The sequence below is a fragment of the Nonomuraea sp. NPDC050536 genome, assembly GCF_044457685.1.
GTDB lineage: Bacteria > Actinomycetota > Actinomycetes > Streptosporangiales > Streptosporangiaceae > Nonomuraea.
Window position 1 is genome coordinate 114134 of sequence record NZ_JBITHD010000006.1, and the last position, 17693, is coordinate 131826.

A 17693-nucleotide genomic window follows, 5' to 3' on the forward strand; every position below is an offset into this window, starting at 1 on the left:
CCCGGCTGACCGGCCTGACCCGGCTGACCGGGCTGATCGGCTCGGGGTGATCCTGGCGGATGCTGTGCCGCGGGTGGCCTCGGCCGCCGTCGCGCTGATCGCCGTGGACGGCGCCGTGGTGGCCGCGCAGGCCACTGGCGAGCTGGTCCGCTACACGGACACCGACTTCGCCCTGGCTGCCGAACGGCCTCCAGTCAGCCGCGACTCCGCCTTCGACCTGGCCTCCATCAGCAAGCTCTTCACCACCGCGGCCATCCTGTCCCTCGTCGAGGACGGCGTCCTGGCGCTGGACACGCCGATCGCCGAGTGGCTGCCCGGCCGCGACCCGCGCATCACGCTGCGCCGCCTGCTCACCCACACGGCGGGGCTGCAACCCACCCGCCGCATCGACCTGGAGCTGCCCAACGCCGACCCGGCCACCCGGATGGCCGCCATCGTCGACACGCCCGTCACGGGGCCGGTGGGCGGGCCGTACCTCTACACCGACGTCGGCATGGTCACCGCGGGACGCGTCGCCGAGGTCGCCGCGGGCCTGCCGCTGGAGGAACTGGTGCGCGCGCGGGTCACCGCGCCGCTCGGCCTGTCCACCACCCGCTACCGTCCAGGGCCGGACAACGTGGCCGCGACCGAGTGGAAGCCCGAGCGCGGCGGCATCGTGCGCGGCGAGGTCCACGACGAGACCGCCTACGGGCTCGGCGGGGTGGCCGGGCACGCCGGCCTGTTCTCCACCGCGGACGACGTGCTGCGCTTCGGCGAGACGCTGCGGCTGGGCGGCGGGCCGATCCTGCGTCCTGGCACGGTCGCCGAGATGCTCCGCGACCAGGGCGCCGAGGGCGCGGCCTTCCGGCACGGGCTGGGCGTGCGCATCGGCGACCCGGCCATCGTGGGGCCGCTGGACGGCGCGTTCGGCCACTCCGGCTTCACCGGCACGTCCCTGGTCGTCACCACCCGCGCCACGGTCGTCCTCCTCACCAACGCCGTCCACCCGATCCGCGGCCGCGACGGGATCCGCCCGCTGCGCCACGCCATCGCCGCAGAGGCCGCCCGCCTCTCTTGACGTACGGCGCGCCGCCGCCACCGGCCGCCCGCCACACTCCGCTGAGGGCCCGCGACCGGCGCTTCCGGCGAGTCGGGGATCGTTGCCCGCCGCCATGGCATCCGGGACCCGGCTGCCACGGTCTTCATCCTCGCCGTACAGGGCGCCGACTTTCGCCGTCCCGGTGCTCGCCGACCCGGCGCCTGACTGGGAACGCGGGAGTGAGCGTTCGCGGCGGTGGGCCCGGGGAAGCGCCGAGCCGGGCGGTTTTGACGTGGCCCAGGGCGCCGCGGGTGAGGGGGCGATCGCCCGGGTCCGCGCCGGTCTGGAGGAGCTCGGCTGCCACACTGTGCTGGGTCCGTTCGGTGAGGGACCCGGACGGGACGCTTCGCTCGCAGAGGGCGGGGCGGGAGCAGGCGGCAGTGGAGGAGCAGGCATGACGTACTCGAAGGACATCGGCGAGGTCTCGGCCGCCTTTCACCCCGTGTCGAAGGTCCGCTCGTTGACCAGCAAGGCGGGCACCGTCATGCGTTTCGTGGCGCCCGGCTCGGCCACCGAGGGCCGATACGGCCTGTTCGAGTGGAACATGCCCGCCCAGGCAGGCGGCGCGAGCCCGCACTTCCACAAGACCTTCTCCGAGGCGTTCTACGTGGTCTCCGGCACCGTCGGCTTGTATGACGGCGACTCCTGGGTGGACGCCACCCCCGGCGACTTCCTGTACGTCCCGGAGGGCGGCGTGCACGGCTTCCGTAACGACAAGGACGAGCCCGCCAAGATGCTCATCCTCTTCTCACCTGGGGCGCCCAGGGAGAAGTACTTCGAGGAGCTGGTCGAGGTGTCGCTGTCGGGGCGGACCCTGTCGGAGGAGGAGTGGCGCGAGCTGTGGGCCCGCCACGATCAGTTCCCCGCCTGAAGGTTGCGGTTGAAGCGGAACAGATTGGCCGGGTCGTGGGCGGCCTTCAGCTCGAGCAGGCGGCCGAGGGTCTCCGGCGCGTAACCGGAACGCAGGTCGGCCACGCCCTGCCCGTAGACGAAGGTCATGGCCTGCCCCAGCATCCACGGCGCGAGCGCCTGCCGGATCTCGGCCTGCCTGGCGACGTCGAGCGTGATCACCCGCACCGCGTACCCGGCGTCCCGGTGGTCGACGGCGATCTCCGCCTTGCCGCGCTCACGCAGCGCCCCGCCCAGGTGGCGAATGTCCAGCACGCACGGCTCGGCCAGCGGCAGCAGCGCCTCGAGCGCCTCGGGGGTCAGCTCGCCCAGCAGCGCGTTGGTCGCCGCGTAAGGGTGCGGGAAGTCGGGGTCGCTGTGGATGGTGTGGCTCTCGGCGTACGGCATGGCCCGCAGGTCGTCCCTGACCCGCTCCCCCACCGCGCGCAGCGGCGCCACCAGGCGCTCCCCCTCCTCGGCCGGACCGGCGTAGGCGATGCGGACGGAGGCCACGTAGCGTCCCCGCAGCGGCTCGGGCACCTGCGGGATGTCGGGGAAGCGCATGACCGTCACCGACGAGGTCAGCTCGTCCGGCACTCCGGCGGCGGTCCACGCCCGCCACGCCTCCACCGCCCGCCGCACGAGCGGCTCACCGAAGACGAGCTGCCCGCCGTACACCTGCGGGATCGGGAACAGCTCCACCTCAAGCGCGGTCACCACGCCGAAGTTGCCGCCCGTGCCCAGCACGGCGCCGAACAGCTCGTCACCCGGCTCCTGCCGCCGCAGCCGGCCGTCGGCGGTGACGATCTCGATCGCGAGCACGTGCTCGGCCGCGTAGCCGAACCGCCGCGCCAGCAACCCGAACCCGCCGCCCAGGGTGTAACCCACCACGCCCACAGATGGCGACGACCCGTTCAGTGGCGCGAGCCCGTGCGCGGCGGCCGCCTCGATCAGCGCGCCCGCCCGCACGCCCGCGGCCACCCTGGCCATCCCGGCCTCCGGGTCGACCGTCACCTCGGTCATCCCGCGGGTGCTGATCAGCAGGCCGCCGTCGGCCGCCGCCGACAGGCCGTGCCCGGTGGCCTGCACCGCCACCGGCAATCCCGCGGCGGCGGCGTACTCGACCGCCAGCCGTACGTCCTCGGCGGAAGCGGCGCCCACCACCAGGTCGGGCCTGTGCGCGTAGGCGGCTTGGAAGCCGGAGACCTCCTCGTCGTAGCCGGCGTCGCCGGGACGGAAGATCGGACCCTCGAAAACTGGCATCTCAGTCATGGACCCCAGCATGCCCAGCGGCCATCCATAAGTCCAAGACCTAGTTCGTCCGCCAGCTAGAAGCAAGCCTTATGGGGCGAGGGCTTCCAGGGCCTCCTCCGCGCGGCGCATGGCCTCCTTGGCGTCCATCGTGACGATCTCGGGGTCGAAGTTGAGGTCGTGGAAGACGTCGGTCACGCCCTGCCCGGCCAGCGTCTCGACGTCCGCCCTGATCTCCTCGTAGGAGCCGGTCAGCGGGGGCCTGTCCGGGTCGCCGGCCGGCCGCACGCGGGTGACGCCGCGGCAGACGAAGCGGAAGCCCGAGGGATCCCGCCCAGCCTCCCGGGCCGCCTCCTTTACAATGTAGATTCTTGAGGCGATGCCTGTCAGGTCCTCGCGGCTGGCACTCACCCAGCCGTCGCCGATCCTTCCCGCCCGCCGCAGCGCGCGCTCATCCATGCCGCCCAGCAGGATCGGCGGCGGCGAGTCCGGCCTGGGGTCCTGGTGGGAAGGCGGGATCTGGTAGAAGTCGCCCTGGTGCTCGACCACGTCCTGGGTCAAGCACGCGCGCAGCACCTCGACGAACTCCTCAGCGCGGCGCCCCCTGCGTTCGAAGCCCACGCCCGCCGCCTCGAACTCCTCCGGCAGCCAGCCGAGCCCCACCCCGGCCGTCAGCCTGCCGCCGGAGACGATCTGCAGCGAGGCCAGCTGCTTGGCCAGCACGACCGGCTGGACGAAGGCGTTGACCACGGCCACGCCGAGCCGGATCGTGCCGGTGATCCCGGCCACGTACGACAGCGTCACCAGCGGATCGTGGACGCTGCGGTAGGTCGGGCCCATCGGATGACCGACCGGATAGAGCACCCTCTGGAACGCCCAGAGCTCGGAATAGCCGAGTTCCTCGGCCCGCACCGCGATGCGGCGCATGTTGTCCGGCGTGGCCCACGGCCCTGACTGTGGTACGGCGAAGCCCACTCTCATGGCCCCTAGTCTGTACCAGTGACTCTCGAGGACGAGCTGGCGGGCCTTGCCGCCGCGCACGGCGGTTCTGGGCCCCCCGCCCTCCACCCCACCAGGACCGACGTGGTGGTCGTGCGCAGGGGCGAGGTCGTGGTCAAGGCCCACTCGGTCCGCGACGACCCCGCCGCGCTGGGCGTCCGGCTGCGGGGCGCCGCCTCGGCGGCACTGCACGGCCTGATGCTGGCGCCGCTGTGCCGGGAGGTCCTCACCGTCCAGGGCCGCGCCGTCACCGTGTGGCCGGCCGGCACGCCCGTCTCGCACGACGACCCCGGCTCGGCTCCCTGGGAGGAGGGCGCGCGCCTGCTCGCCAGGCTGCACGCCGTACCGCTGACTCTGCTGCCGGACCTGCCCGTGGCGGGAGGTCCCGCGCGGGCGGCGCGCGCGGTGCGGCGCATGACCGGCGACGGCCCCGTCGAGCGGCTGGTACGGCGGGCCTTCGACGAGCTGCCCGAGGCCGTGTCCGTCGCGGGGGCGGTGCCGGGGCTGCTGACCCACGGTGACTGGCACCTGGGCCAGCTCGTGCGCCGCGACAGGTGGCTGCTGATCGACGTCGACGACCTGGGCGTCGGCGACCCCGCCTGGGACCTGGCCAGGCCGGCCGCCTGGTACGCGGCGGGGCTGCTCGAGCCGGCGGTGTGGGAACGCTTCCTGGGCGCCTACCTGGCCTCCGGCGGGCCGGCGCTGGGCGCGGGCGATCCGTGGGCGCGGCTGGACGTCCCCGCCAGGGCGCTGACCGTCCAGCTGGCCGCGGTGGCCGTGGGCAACGCCGGGCGCGAGGGGCGGGAACTGGACGAGGTGGAGCGTTCGTTGGTCGAGGCGTGCGACAGAATCGTCAGAGCCTGACGATGAACCTTTAGACGGCGAGGAGAACGAGCAGATGCAGTGCCCCAAGTGCCGCGGCAAGATGCGCACCTACGAGCGCAACGGCGTCCACATCGAGCAGTGCGACAACTGCCGGGGGATCTTCCTCGACTACGGCGAGCTCGAGACGCTGACGCAGATGGAGACGCAGTGGCACGGCGGTCCCCCGCCCGCGCCGCACGGCCCGTCCTGGGGCGCGCCGCACGGCGGTCACCACGGTGGCCACTACGGCCGTCACCACCAGCGCAGCTGGATCGGGATGCTGTTCTCCAGCTGACGTCCCGCCCGAGGGCCCGCAGAGCGGGCCCTCGGCTCATTTCGGGAAGGAGTCGGGGTCGACGTCGTCGGTCTTGGCGTTGCCCCCGGTGATGGCGTGCAGCGTGACCGTCCAGTCGTGCCAGCGGATCTGCGTGGCCGTGTAGGTGGTCTTGAACTTCACCGACTCCTGGAAACGCTCGAAGCTGCACTGCCGGGTGAAGGAGCGCGTCTTGCCGTCCCAGTCCACGCCGTGCGTGAAGAAGATCTTGTACGAGCCGTCGCGCACGCCCCTGACCTTGAACTTGGACTTTCTGCGCACATAGACGGTGAAGACCTTGCTGCCGCCGCGCATCAGCGTGACGACCGAGTCCCTGCTGGCGCCGTTGTCGATCTCCAGGTAGCTGCGGCCGGTCAGGCTGCCACTCTTGATGAACGCGCCGTTCCCGAGCCGCCTGTTCTGCTTGGCGCCCGACTTCACCGTCACCACGTCGGCCGGGTAGTCCCCCGCGCCCTGCAGCGCCTGCCCGGCCGTGTCGAGTGACTTCAGCGGGGTGCCGAGGTCGGTGAGCACCGCCGAGGAGGTGCACAGGTCGCGCCCGCTCACCTTGCCCGCGGTGGAGCCCAGCCGGGCGGCCAGGTCGCGCAGGCTCGTCACGTAGCTGTCGTGCTGGGGGCGGACCTCGGCCGGCGGCGTCACGGCGGACAGTGCGTCGGCGGCCTCGTTCAGCGCCGTCTCGGCACGTTCCACGTTCTGGTTGAGCGCCTTGGGCGTGCGCGCGCCGGCCATCGCGTTGATCGCGTCGAGCACGGTCTTGCGCCTGCTGTCGAGCTCGCCGCGGTACGCCTCGGCGGTCAGCGGGCTGGCGCTCGGGCTGGCCGCGGGCTCCCCGCCGGGAGCGGAGGCTTCGGCGCTGGCGCCCGCGCCGGCGATGCCGCTGGCCGTTGGCTGGCCGCCGACCGGGCCGAGCTGCGGCGAGGTGCATCCGGCGAGCGTGAGCGTCGCCAGGGCGAGGGTGCAGGAGATCAACCGGGGGGCAGCCACCTGCCACACTATCGCCCGGTTGATCCCCACACGTCAATCATGATTCGGACAGTCCCGCCTCCGTGTTCTGTTCCAGCCAGCGGGTGATCCCCAGCGTCTCCAGGAACGGCAGGTCGTGGCTGACCACGATCAGCGCACCTCGGTAGGCCGACAGCGCCTGTGACAGCTGGCGGACGCTGGCCAGGTCCAGGTTGTTGGTCGGCTCGTCGAGCAGGAGCAGCTGCGGCGGCGGCTCGGCCGACAGCAGCGCGGCCAGCGTGGCGCGGAACCGCTCCCCGCCCGACAGCGTCGCCACCGGCCGCAGCGCGCGGTCGCCGCGGAACAGGAACTGCGCCAGGCGCCCGCGGAGCTCGGTGACCGTGGCGCCCGGCGCGTGCACGCGCACGTTGTCGACCACGCTCAGCGAGTCGTCCAGCAGGTCCAGCCGCTGCGGCAGGTACCGCACGGGCACGTGGGCGCCGTGCTCCAGGATCCGCCGCAGCAGCGTGGTCTTGCCCGAGCCGTTGCGCCCGAGCAGCGCGATCCGCTCGGGCCCCTGGATGACCAGCCGCTCCAGCGGATGCGCCCCTGCCTCCCCGGCGGGTTCGGCGTCGCCGGCCGTACCGGAGTCAAGCGGCAGGTCCAGGACCATCCGGCCGGCCGGGACGGCGGTGCCGGGCAGGGCGATGCGGATCTCCGCGTCGTCGCGCACGGCCTGTTCGGCCTCGGTCAGCCTGTCACGCGCCTCCTCCAGCTTCTCGATGTGCATGTTGCGGTATTTGCCCGCCGCGACCTGGGCCTGCCGTTTCCGCTCCTGCATGATGATCTTCGGCTCGCGCTTGCTGGCGTACATCTTCTGGCCGTAGCGCTGCCGCCTGTCCAGCTTCGTCCTGGCCTCGACCAGTTCGCGATGCTGCCGTTTGACGTCGGCCTCGGCCACGCGGAGCATGCGCTCGGCCGCCTCCTGCTCGGCGGCCAGCTGCTCCTCGTAGGCCTCGAGGTTGCCGCCGTACATGCGGACCGTGCCCTCGCGCAGGTCGGCGACCTGGTCGACGAGCTCGAGCAGCGCCCGGTCGTGGCTGACGATCACCATCACCCCCGGCCAGGCCTGCACCGCGGCGTACAGGCCGCGGCGCGCGTCCAGGTCGAGGTTGTTGGTGGGCTCGTCGAGCAGCAGCACGTCGGGCCTGGCCAGCAGCTTGGCGACGAGCGCGACCAGCACCGCCTCCCCGCCCGAGAGCGTGGCGACAGTCCTGTCGAGGCCGACGTGGTCGAGCCCGAGCCGGTCCAGCTCGGCTCGCGCCCGCTCCTCGACGTCCCAGTCGTCGCCGATGACCGTGAAGCGCTCCTCGGCGACGTCGCCGGTCTCGACGGCGTGCAGCGCCCGCCGCTTGTCGCTGATGCCCAGCAGGTCGGAGACCGTGCGGGCGGCCAGCGGCAGGTTCTGCGGCAGGTAGCCGACCTCGCCCGCGACGCTCACGGACCCGGACTGGGGCCTGAGCTCGCCGGCGATGATCCGCAGCAGCGTGGACTTGCCCGACCCGTTCATCCCGATCAGCCCGGTACGGCCGGCGGGGAAGGCGGCGTCGAGGTCCTTGAGCACAGGGGTGCCGTCGGCCCAGCCGAACGAGACCCCGTCCATGACGATAGAAAAAGACATAAGGCGGTCTCCCATCACAAAAGTCGAAATTTCGTGACTTGGCGGGAAACACCGCGAGATGACGCTATGGCGCACGCGAAAGGAGGCATGTACCGAGGTCCGAGTGCGCACGTGTCAAAGACGGCGCGGTGCCCGCGACCTCAGTTCCTCACGTCAACTGCCCCCAGGGCTCGGCGATACGTCGCCCAAAACCGTACTCGACCTAAGATTATTCCGCAACCCCGCGCGCCCGATGCGCCGCCACGTTGACCCTGTTGGCGCAGGCCAGCGAGCAGAACCGGCGCCTGCCGTTGCGCGAGGTGTCCACGTACACGGTCTCGCACCCCGGCCGGTCGCAGCGGCCCAGGCGCCTGCCGTCGGAGAAGGAGATGGCCATCGCCAGCCCGCCCGCGCTGGTGTCCTTGGCCCTGGCCACGATGTCGGCGTCGACGGAGAAGAAGTGCAGGTGCGGTTCCTTGCCGTCGTGGGCGCTGACGTAGGGCTTGGAGGCGGTGACGTCGAGCAGGTCGTTGATCAGCTGGATCTGCTTGTCCTGGTCGAGCTCGCCGAAGACGGGATCCAGCCGGCGCGCCCAGACGCGCAGTTCCTCGGCCTGGGCGGGGGTGACGGCGGGACGGAGCATGGCGTTGGCCGCCAGCACGGGCTCCAGCGCTGCCGGGCTGAAGTCGGTCAGGTTGACCAGCGCCGCCGCGAGGGCCGCCCCGTTGCCGCCGTAAGCATTGAAATGCATAAGGCCATTACATCAGGCTTGAGTCATGCACCCCAGACTTCCGCACGAGACCACCCTCGTCTCCTCCCATCCCACCTCCGACGGCCTGGTGTCCTATCTGCGCTGCGCGTGCGGTGCGTGGGAGGTGCGCACGTCCAGGATGGTCGTGAGCACCTCCCCGCGCCCTAGCTCAGCTTCGCGATGATCTCGTTGGCGGCCCGCTCGCCTTCCACGGCTCCGCCGTTCATGTAGCCCTGGAAGTCGTAGGAGGTGTGCTCGCCCGCGATGTGCACGTTGCCCTGGGCGACGCCCTCGTATCCGGCGTAGCGGTGCAGGTAGCCGACGGGCCAGTAGGAGTAGGCGCCCAGCGAGTAGGGGTTCTTGTGCCAGGCCGACAGCTGGGCGCGGCCGTTCCACTTGGCCTTGGTGCCGGGGAAGACCTTGTCCACGCCGGTGAGCACGTCGCCGGCCAGGGTGCGGACGTAGGGGTCGGTGTTGGTGGAGAACGGCCCTGCCGGGTTGAGCGCCTTGGCCAGGCTGCCGCCGCCGTACTGGAGGAGGATGCCGGTCGAGCCCGGCTGGCACTTGGTGGTGTCCCACACCTGCTGCCATGACTGGTCGGTGAAGCTGTCGCCGGCCGACACGCCCGGCCACGGGCCGGTGCCCACCCACGGGCGGCTGTCGAACTGCATGTTGAGCTTGGTGCAATACCCCATCCGGGCGTCGCGCAGCAGGTTGGTCATCAGGGGGTCGAAGCCCGCCTTGGTCAGGTCGAGCCCCTGCAGGATCGGCAGCGGCACGGTCAGGATCGTGTGGTCGGCGGTGACGGTCCTGGTGGTCCCGCCGTTGTCGAAGGTCAGCGTCTGCGTCCCGTCCGCGTTCGCCCGTACGGCCAGCAGCTTCCAGCCCATCTGGATGCTCCCGGACGGCAGCGTGGCGGCGATGGCGTTGGGCACCTGGTCGTTGCCGCCGACGACGTGGTAGCGCTCGTTCGACAGGCCCCAGACGTTGAAGTGGCCGGGATTGGGCTGGTAGCCGAGCAGCAGGACCAGCGCGAGTGACGACTGGTCCACGCTGTCGGCGCCGTACTCGACGTTGTAGGCCACATCCAGGAACTTGCCCAGGTTCGAGGAGTGGCCGCCGGGCACCCGGGACTCGATCCAGTCGTAGAGGGACATGTCGTCCAGCGCGATCCCCTCGGGCGTGGCGCTGTTCCACTTGACCTCGCCCGCGGCGACCAGGTCGGAGTGCAGACGCTGGTACATCTCCTTGAAGTCGGCGTCGGCCTGGTCGCGCGGGTAGTACCGGTTGCCGAACCAGAGGACCTCCTCGGCGCCGCTCGGCCCGGAGTGCACGAAGTCCACGATGGGCAGGTTGAAGCGGCGGCACAGCTCCAGCATCTTCTTGTGGCCGGTGTCGATCAGCTCGCCGCCGATCTCGGAGGTCTGGCCGTTCAGCCAGAGGGAGCGCTGGCTGTACATGCGCCCGCCCACCCGCGACGGGTTGGCCTCGTAGACGGTCGGGTTGCCGCCCGCGTCGCGCAGCGTGAGCGCCGCGGTCAGCCCGGCGATCCCGCCGCCGACGATGGCGATCCTGGCGGGTTTGATCGGCTTGGTCGCCACGTCGGCGCGAGCCGCACGCGGCAAGGAGACGGCGGCGGTGGCGCCGAGACCGAGTAGCGCGGCGCGCTTGAACAGCTCGCGGCGGCCGAGGCCGGTGGGGTCGGCGCGCAGGCCGCGCAACTCGGCGACGGGCATGCCGAGGCGGGCGGCGTCGTGGTGTTCCCTGGCCAGGCGCTGGAGGGCGCGCAGCGAAGAGGTACGTGGCATGGGGGGTGCCCTTTCCTGCTCGATTTCCCAACAGCTTGAAGATCGGCGGGAGACTGGGAAAGTCGGCAGGGCGTAACCGATCGGCACCATCGACTGACACTGTGCGTTCGCCTATGGTCGGCAGATCACCCCCTTCAGGAGGTCAGGATGTCGAGCATTCCCGCCCTGCTGCGCGACCGGATCGCGGCCACCCCGGACGCGGAGGCGTATCGGTTCCCCGACGGCGAGCGGTGGAGGTCGCTGACCTGGCGGGAGGTGGGCGAGCGGGTGCGGCCGCTGGCGCTGGGGCTGTCCGCACTGGGCGCGGGTCCCGGCAGGCGGGTGTCGATCCTCTGCTCGACGCGGCTGGAGTGGGTCCTGGCCGACCTGGCGGTGCTGGCGACGGGCGCCGCCACGACCACGATCTACCCGTCGAACACCGCGGCCGAGTGCGCCTTCGTGATCAACGACTCGGGCAGCACGATCGTGGTGGCCGAGGACGACGACCAGGTGGCCAAGCTCCGCTCGGTGCGCGAGGAGCTGCCCGGCGTCACCCACGTCGTGGTGATCGACGGTACGGCGGGCGACGACGGCTGGGTGGTGCCGCTGTCCGGCATCACCGGCGAGGGCGACTACGATGCCATGATCGACAAGATCGGCCCGGAGGACCTGGCCACGCTCATCTACACCTCCGGCACGACCGGGCGGCCCAAGGGCGTGGAGCTGACCCACGACAACTGGCTGTACGCGGCGGGCGCGGTGCGCGAGCTGGACCTGATCTCCGGCTCCGACCTGCACTTCCTGTGGCTGCCGCTGTCGCACTCCTTCGGCAAGCTGCTCGAGGTCGTGATGATCGGCATCGGGGTGCCGACGGCGATCGACGGGCGGCTGGACCGGATCGCCGCCAACCTGGGCGAGCTGCGGCCCACGTTCATGGCGGCCGCGCCGCGCATCTTCGAGAAGATCCACAACACGGTGGTGGCGACCGTGCGCGGCGACGGCGGCGCCAAGCTGCGCATCTTCACCTGGGCGCGGGCCACGGGCCTGCGCGTCAGCCGGGCCCGGCAGCTCGGCGCGCGGATCCCGCTGACGACCCGGCTGGAGTACGCGCTGGCCGACCGGCTCGTCTTCGCCAAGCTCCGGGCCCGCTTCGGCGGGCGGCTGCGCTTCTTCATCTCCGGCGCGGCGCCGCTCTCGCGCGACGTGGGCGAGTTCTTCGACGCGGCCGGGCTGACGATCCTCGAAGGGTACGGCCTGACCGAGTCCTCGGCGGGCAGCTGCCTCAACCGGCCCGGCTCGGTACGGCTGGGCACGGTCGGCCCTCCGCTGCCCGGCACCCAGGTCCGCATCGCCGACGACGGCGAGATCCTGCTGGGCGGCCGGGGCATCATGCGCGGCTACCACGGCCTGCCGCAGGAGACCGCGGAGGCGCTGGAGGACGGCTGGCTACGCACCGGCGACATCGGCGAGCTGGACTCCGAGGGCCGGGTGCGCATCACCGACAGGAAGAAGGAGCTCATCAAGACCTCGGGCGGCAAGTACGTGGCGCCCAGCTACCTGGAGGGCCGGATCAAGGCGGCCTGCCCGTACCTGTCGCACGTCTTCGTTCACGGCGACCTGCGCAACTACTGCACGGCGCTGGTGACCCTGGACATGGAGGTGGTCGGCCCATGGGCGCGGGCCGAGGGGCTGCCCGACGACGCCGAGGCGCTGCGCGAGCATCCGCGCATGCGCGAGGAGGTCAGCCAGGCCATCGACCAGGTCAACGCCGGCCAGGCCAGTTACGCCACGATCAAGAAGTTCGCCATCCTGGCCCACGACTTCACCGTCGAGTCAGGCGAACTCACCCCCAGCCTCAAGATCAAACGCAAGGCAGTGGAATCCCGCCACGCCGACGTCCTCGATACCTTCTACGCATGACGGTCTCCGAGATCCGGGTCAGGCCCAGGCACTGCGACGCGCAAGCCATGGTGCACGCCGCCCGTTACTACGAGTTCTTCGAGGACGCCTTCCTCGACTGGCTGGACGCCCGCGGCGGCTACCCGGCGCTTCGGGCCGGCGGCTCCGACCTGGTGGTCAAGGCGAGCGGGTGCGAGTACCACCGCCCCGCCCGCCTGGACGAGGTGCTGGCCGTCGAGACCGAGACGGCCAGGCTCGGCAGGACCTCCGTCACGATGCGCTTCACGATCCGGTGCGCAGGCGAGCTGGTGGCGGTCGGCAACGTCACGTACGTGTGCGTGCGCGACGGCGCGGCCGCCGAGCTGCCCGCGATGATCACAGGATCTTCTTCGCCCCCGGGATCGAGCGGACCAGGTAGGCCAGCCCCCAGCAGACCGGCAGCACGATGACGGCCAGGATCGCGAACTTCACCACCGCGATCATCTGCAGGTCGCGCATCGCGACCGCGACGCCCACCAGCACCAGCGGATGGATGATGTAGACGGTGTAGGCCTGCCCCGACAGGAACGCGCCGAAGCGCCCCTGGCGGTTGAACCGCTCGCGGAACAGCACCACCAGCCCGATGACGATGGCCGTGGCGAACGTCGACTCCCATGTTGCCTCGACCAGGTCGGCGAGCATCCCGCCGCTCACCGACTTCAGCGGCAGCAGGGCAGCGGTGACCACGCCTGTGACGGTGAACCCGATCCAGCCCGCCCGCCGCGGCAGCGTCGCGTACCAGCCACGCCTGACGGCCAGCACGCCCACCGCGAACATCGCGCAGTACTGCGGCAGATAGTCCGGCGTGGGCAGCCCGAGCACCGGGATCATGGTCCCGGTCGGCACCAGGAACCGCCACAGCCAGGTGGCCACCGACAACCCGAGCGCGAACAGCACGATCGTGCGCCCCCGCAGCACACTCGTCCGTTCCAGCTCGATCGGACGCGCGCGCCGGTAGAGCACGTAGAGCGCGGCGAAGACGATCAGCACCTCGACGAACCACATCGGCCCCGGATCCCACGAGCCGAGGTAGAACTGCCAGTACGGCAGGCCGGACGTCTTCGCGTAGATCGGCATCAACACCAAGGGCCGCAGGACCAGCAGATAGACCAGCAGCGGGATGCCCAGCCTGACCAGCCGGTCGCGCATGAAGGCCCGCCCGCCCTTGCGGTCGTATGAGCCGGGCGTGAAGAACCCGGAGATCATGAAGAAGAACCCCATGAAGAACGCCTGGTTGAAGGCGACCATCACATCGAGCAGCACGCCCGAGGGGTCCTTGGGCACCTCGTTGTAGTACCAGACGGGGATGTTGCCGTAGGTGACCGCGGCGTGGTGCAGTACGACCAGCACCGTTAACACGATCCGCAGGTTGTCGACCGCGTGGAGCCTGGTCGCGGCCGGAGCGCGGGTCTCGGTCTTCACTTCTTCACAGCCCTTTCGAACAGGTCGGCCAGCTCGTTGGCGTGCGCGTCCAGGTCGTGCTCGGGAAAAGCCGCCCAGTAGGCGAACATGCTGTCGATGGCCGAGGAGTGCGTGACGGCCATGACCCGGGTGTCGAACTCGCGGAACTCCCCGTTCTGCTGGCCGAGCCGGTAGATGCTCTCCATCGCCTCGTAGACCTCCTCGTTGGCCTTGACCCCGTAGCGCGGCTGACCGTCGGCGGTGCGCAGGTTGTAGAAGATCTCGCCGAGCGCCTTCAGCTGCGTGCGGTGGCCGCGCATGTGCTCGGCGACCGACAGGATGTGCCCCCTGAGCAGCCCGGTGGCCGACCCGACGCCCTCGACCTTGGCCAGCACGTACTCGGCGATGGCGTCGTAGGTCCGGATGACGACCTCCTCCATCAGCTCGTCCTTGCCGGCGAAGTGGTAGGAGATGACGCCCTTGCTGATGCCCGCGTGCTTGGCGATCTGGGCCAGGGAGGCCCGCGCGAACCCGAGCTCGGCGATCACCTCGACGGCCGAGGCGATGATCTGCGCCCGCCTGGCCTCCTCGATGAACGAGCGATCCTTCTGGCCGCTCGACTTACTTTCTGACCGCATGGCCAAAATTTAGCACATACGGCTAGACGGCGTGCGCGGGGTGGGTTCGTCAGACCCTGATCCAGCCCGCTCTGCCGTGCCAGGTGCCACCCGAGGCCAGGTGCCCGGCGATGATCCGCTCCAGGCTGGTACGGCGGGGCAGCTCGGGATCGTGGGCCCGCTCGCCGTACACGAAGGCGAGCATGTCGCTGTCGTCGAAGCGGTGCAGCAGCCGGAAGCGGCGCTGGAAGGAGATGATGTTGGAGCCGGCCGGCAGGTGGTCGGCGAGCTGGTCGTCGAGCAGCCAGGAGTGGCAGGTGAAGACCTGCGGCTTCTCCTGCGGGAAGTGCCGCGGGAAGAAGCTCCTGGCCTGCTCGAAGGACTCGTCGCACGCCTGCGGCGTCATCGGCCCGAGGAAGTCGGGGATGTGCACGGCCAGCGACGGCTCGCCGGGCGCTCCCGGGCCGCCCTCCGCCCTGATCTGCAGGCCGGTGGTCTCGCCGAGCCTGGCCCTGGCGAACTGGAGCCTGCCCAGCTGGTAGAGGCTGCCTACGGCGTGCTGCTGGAACCACCACGGCGCGTGCAGCCCGCCCGTGCCGTGCCGCTTGCGGTGCACGGCCATGTTCCGCCCCAGGTCGGCGAGCGTCGCCGCGGACACCTGCGCGGAGATCCCGCGCTCGCGGTGGAAGGCCCTGGTGTACGGCGCGGCCGCGAGGAAGACGTGGACGTAGAAGTAGGGCCCCGCCTCCGGCAACGCGGGGAACCTGGGCGGCCTGTCGATGCCGCCCATGGCGTCGACCAGGGAGTGCACGCAGCGCTCGAGCAGCCACCAGTGCGGGGTGCCCGGCTGGGGGCGGCCGGCGATGGCGGGCCCGATGTCCTCGTGCGGGACGGCGAGCCGCAGCAGCTCGCCGGCCATGGCCGTGGGTTCGGGCAGCCGGACGTCGAGGCCGCCGAGGGATTCGAGGTGGTCGAGCCAGCGGGGGTGGGAGAGCCGGAGCGCCGAGAGGTCCACCCGATCAGCGTAACCAGCCCGCGAATGCCTCAAACCGGGTCACTCCAGGCGGGCGCGGTAGACGGCTCTGGCCTGATCGAGGAGGTTCAGGTGGTCGGCGAGCCGGTCGCGGGAGTCCAGGCGGCCGTGCCGTTCGATCAGGTCCTGCAGCAGGTCGAGCCACTCCAGGCACCAGCGCACGTCCTCCTGCCTGGCCACCCGCCTGCCGCCGACGTCCACGTGGACCGGGCTGGTCAAAGCGTAGCCGGTGGCGGTCTGGGTACGCGGGTGCGGCTCGCACAGCGCTTCGGCCAGCACGTACGTGGGTTCGGAGACCTCCAGCCCGACGGTCACCGACAGCGCCTCGCCCAGGCCCGTGGCCAGGCATTCGGCGCCCGCGGTGACGCCCTCGGCGGTCCTGACGCGCACGGCCCGCACCTCGGGCCCGATCGCCGAGGCGGTCACGGTCAGCCGCTGCCCGGGGCGGGCGTCGATGACCTGGCCGGGGCCGTGCCCGTCGACCGACAGCTCCAGCCACGGGCCGGTGGTGGCGAACGTGCGGCCCGCCCTGATCGCCTCGGCGTAGGACGCGGTGCTCAGCGGGCCGTCCACCTGGGCGTAGACGCGGGCCCAGCCGGGCGGGCTTGACTGCCTGTCGGCCCGGGTGAAGGAGATCATCGTGTCGGTGCCCGCGGTGACGGCCAGCCGGTTGCCCGCGCCGACCAGGCGGCGGTAGACGGCCGCGCAGGCGGCGATGTTCGCGTGGGTGAGCACGTCCATGCCGTCGACCAGGCCGAGCGCGGCGTCGGCGACCAGCTCGCGGGAGGCGCAGACGCGCGGGACGGGCCCGATGACCGCCGCGGGCGGGGCCTGCTCGCCGATCGCCAGGTGGAAGGGGTGGCTGTAGCCGACGACCGCGCCCAGCTCGCGCAGCTCCCGCAGCGCGTCCGCGTTGGGCGGCCAGTCGGCCTCGCCGTCGAACCCGGTGTGGAAGCGGCCGGGCACCCGGCTCGGGGCGAAGGCGGAGACGTGGCCGAGCAGGTCGTTGCGGTACTCGACGCCCATCCGCGCCAGGTGGGTGGCGTCGGACCAGGGCAGGTCGCGCCCCATCCAGTGTTCGAGCGCCGCCAGGTCGTAGACGCGGGCGCCGGACACGTTCCCGGCCAGCAGGTTGAGCACGTGCAGGTCCTCGCCGTGCTGGGCGGCCGCCGCCTCGGCGGGGGCGGCCACGGTGTCACCCGCCCAGTTCAGGTGGACGTGCAGGTCTCCGCCGTACCAGCCGCGGGCCGCCGCGTCGTAGATCCGCCGCGGGGTGAGCTCGACGGTGGCGGGCGGCCGGACGGTCGCGGTGGCCTGGCCGTACTCCATGCCTCTGGTGACCGTGACGGTCAGCGGCTCGTCGGGAACCTCCAGCTCCAGGTCGTCGCCGTGGAAGTACGGCCGGCCATGGAAGTCGTGGCGGTGCGGCACGCCTGCGGGGAACCAGCCCTGCCCGTCCTGGCCTGTCACGCTCCACCGGCAGGGGAGCCCGGCCCGCACCCTCAGCCTGACCGGGCGGGCCGTTCTCTGCAGGCTGCCCAGCCGCACCCGGGTGCCGTCGACGGTGACGCGGCTGCCCGGCTCGACCTCGACCAGCCAGGCGCCGTTCCCCCGCAGCTCCCTCGACGTGCCGTCGACCTCGACCTCGGCCGGGGTGTCGCGGCGCACGTCGATGAGCAGGGGGATGCGCTCGCCCGGCGGCCTGCCCTGGAGCACCGTGCGCGCCCTGCCCGCGAGCTCGACCCCGCTTCCTGTGATCCGCAGGGCGGCCGCGTGCGCGGGGAGCGCGCCGTCGAGCGTGTCACGCAGCACCTCGTCGTAGTCGGCCTCAGGTAAGAGCGTGCCGAGCTCGTCCAGCGCCCTGCCGGGGTGGCGCCGGGCCAGCGTGCGGAAGGCCACGGTCCAGAAGCGGTCGGACAGCTCCACCGGCAGCACCCGGCGCGGCCCGAACAGCTTGACGTAGAAGCTTTCCGGCTCGCCCCAGGTGATGCCGTGCCGGCCGAGCAGGTCCTGGTACTCCCGTAACGCCCCCGCAACCGCCTCGGGCAGCATCGGATCCTGTGTCATGAGCGCCATGCTTACATGGATCATGCCGGGGCCGCCGGGGCCGGATGGGCATCTTTCCCCTGTGGGAGAGGTATTCCGCCCCG

General features: G+C 71.5%; 16 protein-coding genes. 6 read left to right on the top strand and 10 right to left on the bottom strand.

Annotated elements, in window-relative coordinates; translation table 11 throughout:
* The first annotated feature begins 46 nt into the window (after positions 1 to 46).
* Both ACIBHX_RS19150 and ACIBHX_RS19155 read left to right on the top strand, forming a co-directional pair.
* Complete coding sequence (locus tag ACIBHX_RS19150; protein ID WP_397068449.1) at positions 47 to 1057, top strand: serine hydrolase domain-containing protein; 1011 nt, start codon at positions 47 to 49, stop codon at positions 1055 to 1057.
* A 415-nt stretch (positions 1058 to 1472) separates the two neighbouring features.
* On the top strand, positions 1473 to 1949 hold the full coding sequence (locus ACIBHX_RS19155; protein ID WP_397068450.1) for a cupin domain-containing protein: 477 nt from the start codon (positions 1473 to 1475) through the stop codon (positions 1947 to 1949).
* Here the strand turns inward: ACIBHX_RS19155 and ACIBHX_RS19160 are convergent.
* Both ACIBHX_RS19160 and ACIBHX_RS19165 read right to left on the bottom strand, forming a co-directional pair.
* On the bottom strand, positions 1934 to 3238 hold the full coding sequence (locus ACIBHX_RS19160) for an FAD-binding oxidoreductase (RefSeq protein ID WP_397068451.1): 1305 nt from the start codon (positions 3236 to 3238) through the stop codon (positions 1934 to 1936). The genes ACIBHX_RS19155 and ACIBHX_RS19160 overlap by 16 nt on opposite strands.
* Before the next feature lie 69 nt (positions 3239 to 3307).
* The gene (locus ACIBHX_RS19165) at positions 3308 to 4198 is read right to left on the bottom strand and encodes a TIGR03619 family F420-dependent LLM class oxidoreductase (protein ID WP_397068452.1); all 891 of its coding nucleotides are present in this window, start codon (positions 4196 to 4198) and stop codon (positions 3308 to 3310) included.
* An 18-nt stretch (positions 4199 to 4216) separates the two neighbouring features.
* Between ACIBHX_RS19165 and ACIBHX_RS19170 the strand changes: the two genes are divergently transcribed.
* Both ACIBHX_RS19170 and ACIBHX_RS19175 read left to right on the top strand, forming a co-directional pair.
* Complete coding sequence (locus ACIBHX_RS19170) at positions 4217 to 5080, top strand: phosphotransferase (RefSeq protein WP_397068453.1); 864 nt, start codon at positions 4217 to 4219, stop codon at positions 5078 to 5080.
* A gap of 34 nt (positions 5081 to 5114) precedes the next feature.
* Positions 5115 to 5375, top strand: coding sequence for a zf-TFIIB domain-containing protein (locus tag ACIBHX_RS19175; protein ID WP_397068454.1), 261 nt, complete (start codon positions 5115 to 5117; stop codon positions 5373 to 5375).
* 36 nt (positions 5376 to 5411) lie between these two features.
* On the opposite strand, the gene ACIBHX_RS19180 is transcribed toward ACIBHX_RS19175, so the two are convergent.
* From ACIBHX_RS19180 to ACIBHX_RS19195, 4 genes are all read right to left on the bottom strand, one after another.
* Positions 5412 to 6398, bottom strand: coding sequence for a hypothetical protein (locus ACIBHX_RS19180; RefSeq protein ID WP_397068455.1), 987 nt, complete (start codon positions 6396 to 6398; stop codon positions 5412 to 5414).
* A gap of 37 nt (positions 6399 to 6435) precedes the next feature.
* Positions 6436 to 8037: an ABC-F family ATP-binding cassette domain-containing protein gene (locus ACIBHX_RS19185; protein ID WP_397068456.1), complete on the bottom strand. Its 1602-nt coding sequence runs from the start codon at positions 8035 to 8037 to the stop codon at positions 6436 to 6438.
* Positions 8038 to 8245: 208 nt separating this feature from the next.
* Positions 8246 to 8767 (bottom strand): CGNR zinc finger domain-containing protein, encoded by a 522-nt coding sequence (locus ACIBHX_RS19190; RefSeq protein ID WP_397068458.1) that lies wholly within the window; start codon positions 8765 to 8767, stop codon positions 8246 to 8248.
* Positions 8768 to 8931: 164 nt separating this feature from the next.
* Positions 8932 to 10575, bottom strand: a complete 1644-nt coding sequence (locus ACIBHX_RS19195; RefSeq protein WP_397068459.1) for an FAD-dependent oxidoreductase — start codon at positions 10573 to 10575, stop codon at positions 8932 to 8934.
* Positions 10576 to 10722: 147 nt separating this feature from the next.
* On the opposite strand from ACIBHX_RS19195, the gene ACIBHX_RS19200 reads away from it, so the two are divergent.
* Together ACIBHX_RS19200 and ACIBHX_RS19205 are read left to right on the top strand one after the other, a co-directional pair.
* Positions 10723 to 12474 (top strand): AMP-dependent synthetase/ligase, encoded by a 1752-nt coding sequence (locus ACIBHX_RS19200; RefSeq protein ID WP_397068460.1) that lies wholly within the window; start codon positions 10723 to 10725, stop codon positions 12472 to 12474.
* A complete protein-coding gene (locus tag ACIBHX_RS19205) occupies positions 12471 to 12902 on the top strand; it encodes an acyl-CoA thioesterase (protein WP_397068461.1) in 432 nt (143 codons plus the stop codon). Before ACIBHX_RS19200 ends, ACIBHX_RS19205 begins: the two co-directional genes overlap by 4 nt.
* Here ACIBHX_RS19205 and ACIBHX_RS19210 read toward each other — a convergent pair.
* From ACIBHX_RS19210 to ACIBHX_RS19225, 4 genes are read right to left on the bottom strand one after another with little or no spacing between them, the layout of a single operon-like run.
* Positions 12829 to 13914: an acyltransferase family protein gene (locus tag ACIBHX_RS19210; protein ID WP_397068462.1), complete on the bottom strand. Its 1086-nt coding sequence runs from the start codon at positions 13912 to 13914 to the stop codon at positions 12829 to 12831. The genes ACIBHX_RS19205 and ACIBHX_RS19210 overlap by 74 nt on opposite strands.
* The gene (locus ACIBHX_RS19215; RefSeq protein WP_397068463.1) at positions 13911 to 14531 is read right to left on the bottom strand and encodes a TetR/AcrR family transcriptional regulator; all 621 of its coding nucleotides are present in this window, start codon (positions 14529 to 14531) and stop codon (positions 13911 to 13913) included. The genes ACIBHX_RS19210 and ACIBHX_RS19215 overlap by 4 nt, the downstream gene beginning before the upstream one ends.
* Positions 14532 to 14580: 49 nt before the next feature.
* Entirely contained in the window at positions 14581 to 15525 is a 945-nt protein-coding gene (locus tag ACIBHX_RS19220; protein WP_397068464.1) for an acyltransferase domain-containing protein, read from the bottom strand.
* Between the two features lie 39 nt (positions 15526 to 15564).
* On the bottom strand, positions 15565 to 17610 hold the full coding sequence (locus tag ACIBHX_RS19225; RefSeq protein ID WP_397068465.1) for a CehA/McbA family metallohydrolase: 2046 nt from the start codon (positions 17608 to 17610) through the stop codon (positions 15565 to 15567).
* Between the last annotated feature and the right edge of the window lie 83 nt (positions 17611 to 17693).

Bases quoted from the DNA above. Each gene is read 5' to 3' on its own strand.
- ACIBHX_RS19155 (WP_397068450.1), top strand. From the start codon at position 1,473: ATGACGTACTCGAAGGACATCGGCGAGGTCTCGGCCGCCTTTCACCCC.
- ACIBHX_RS19160 (WP_397068451.1), bottom strand. From the start codon at position 3,238: ATGACTGAGATGCCAGTTTTCGAGGGTCCGATCTTCCGTCCCGGCGAC.
- ACIBHX_RS19165 (WP_397068452.1), bottom strand. From the start codon at position 4,198: ATGAGAGTGGGCTTCGCCGTACCACAGTCAGGGCCGTGGGCCACGCCG.
- ACIBHX_RS19175 (WP_397068454.1), top strand. From the start codon at position 5,115: ATGCAGTGCCCCAAGTGCCGCGGCAAGATGCGCACCTACGAGCGCAAC.
- ACIBHX_RS19185 (WP_397068456.1), bottom strand. From the start codon at position 8,037: ATGTCTTTTTCTATCGTCATGGACGGGGTCTCGTTCGGCTGGGCCGAC.
- ACIBHX_RS19190 (WP_397068458.1), bottom strand. From the start codon at position 8,767: ATGCATTTCAATGCTTACGGCGGCAACGGGGCGGCCCTCGCGGCGGCG.
- ACIBHX_RS19195 (WP_397068459.1), bottom strand. From the start codon at position 10,575: ATGCCACGTACCTCTTCGCTGCGCGCCCTCCAGCGCCTGGCCAGGGAA.
- ACIBHX_RS19200 (WP_397068460.1), top strand. From the start codon at position 10,723: ATGTCGAGCATTCCCGCCCTGCTGCGCGACCGGATCGCGGCCACCCCG.
- ACIBHX_RS19205 (WP_397068461.1), top strand. From the start codon at position 12,471: ATGACGGTCTCCGAGATCCGGGTCAGGCCCAGGCACTGCGACGCGCAA.
- ACIBHX_RS19215 (WP_397068463.1), bottom strand. From the start codon at position 14,531: ATGCGGTCAGAAAGTAAGTCGAGCGGCCAGAAGGATCGCTCGTTCATC.
- ACIBHX_RS19225 (WP_397068465.1), bottom strand. From the start codon at position 17,610: ATGACACAGGATCCGATGCTGCCCGAGGCGGTTGCGGGGGCGTTACGG.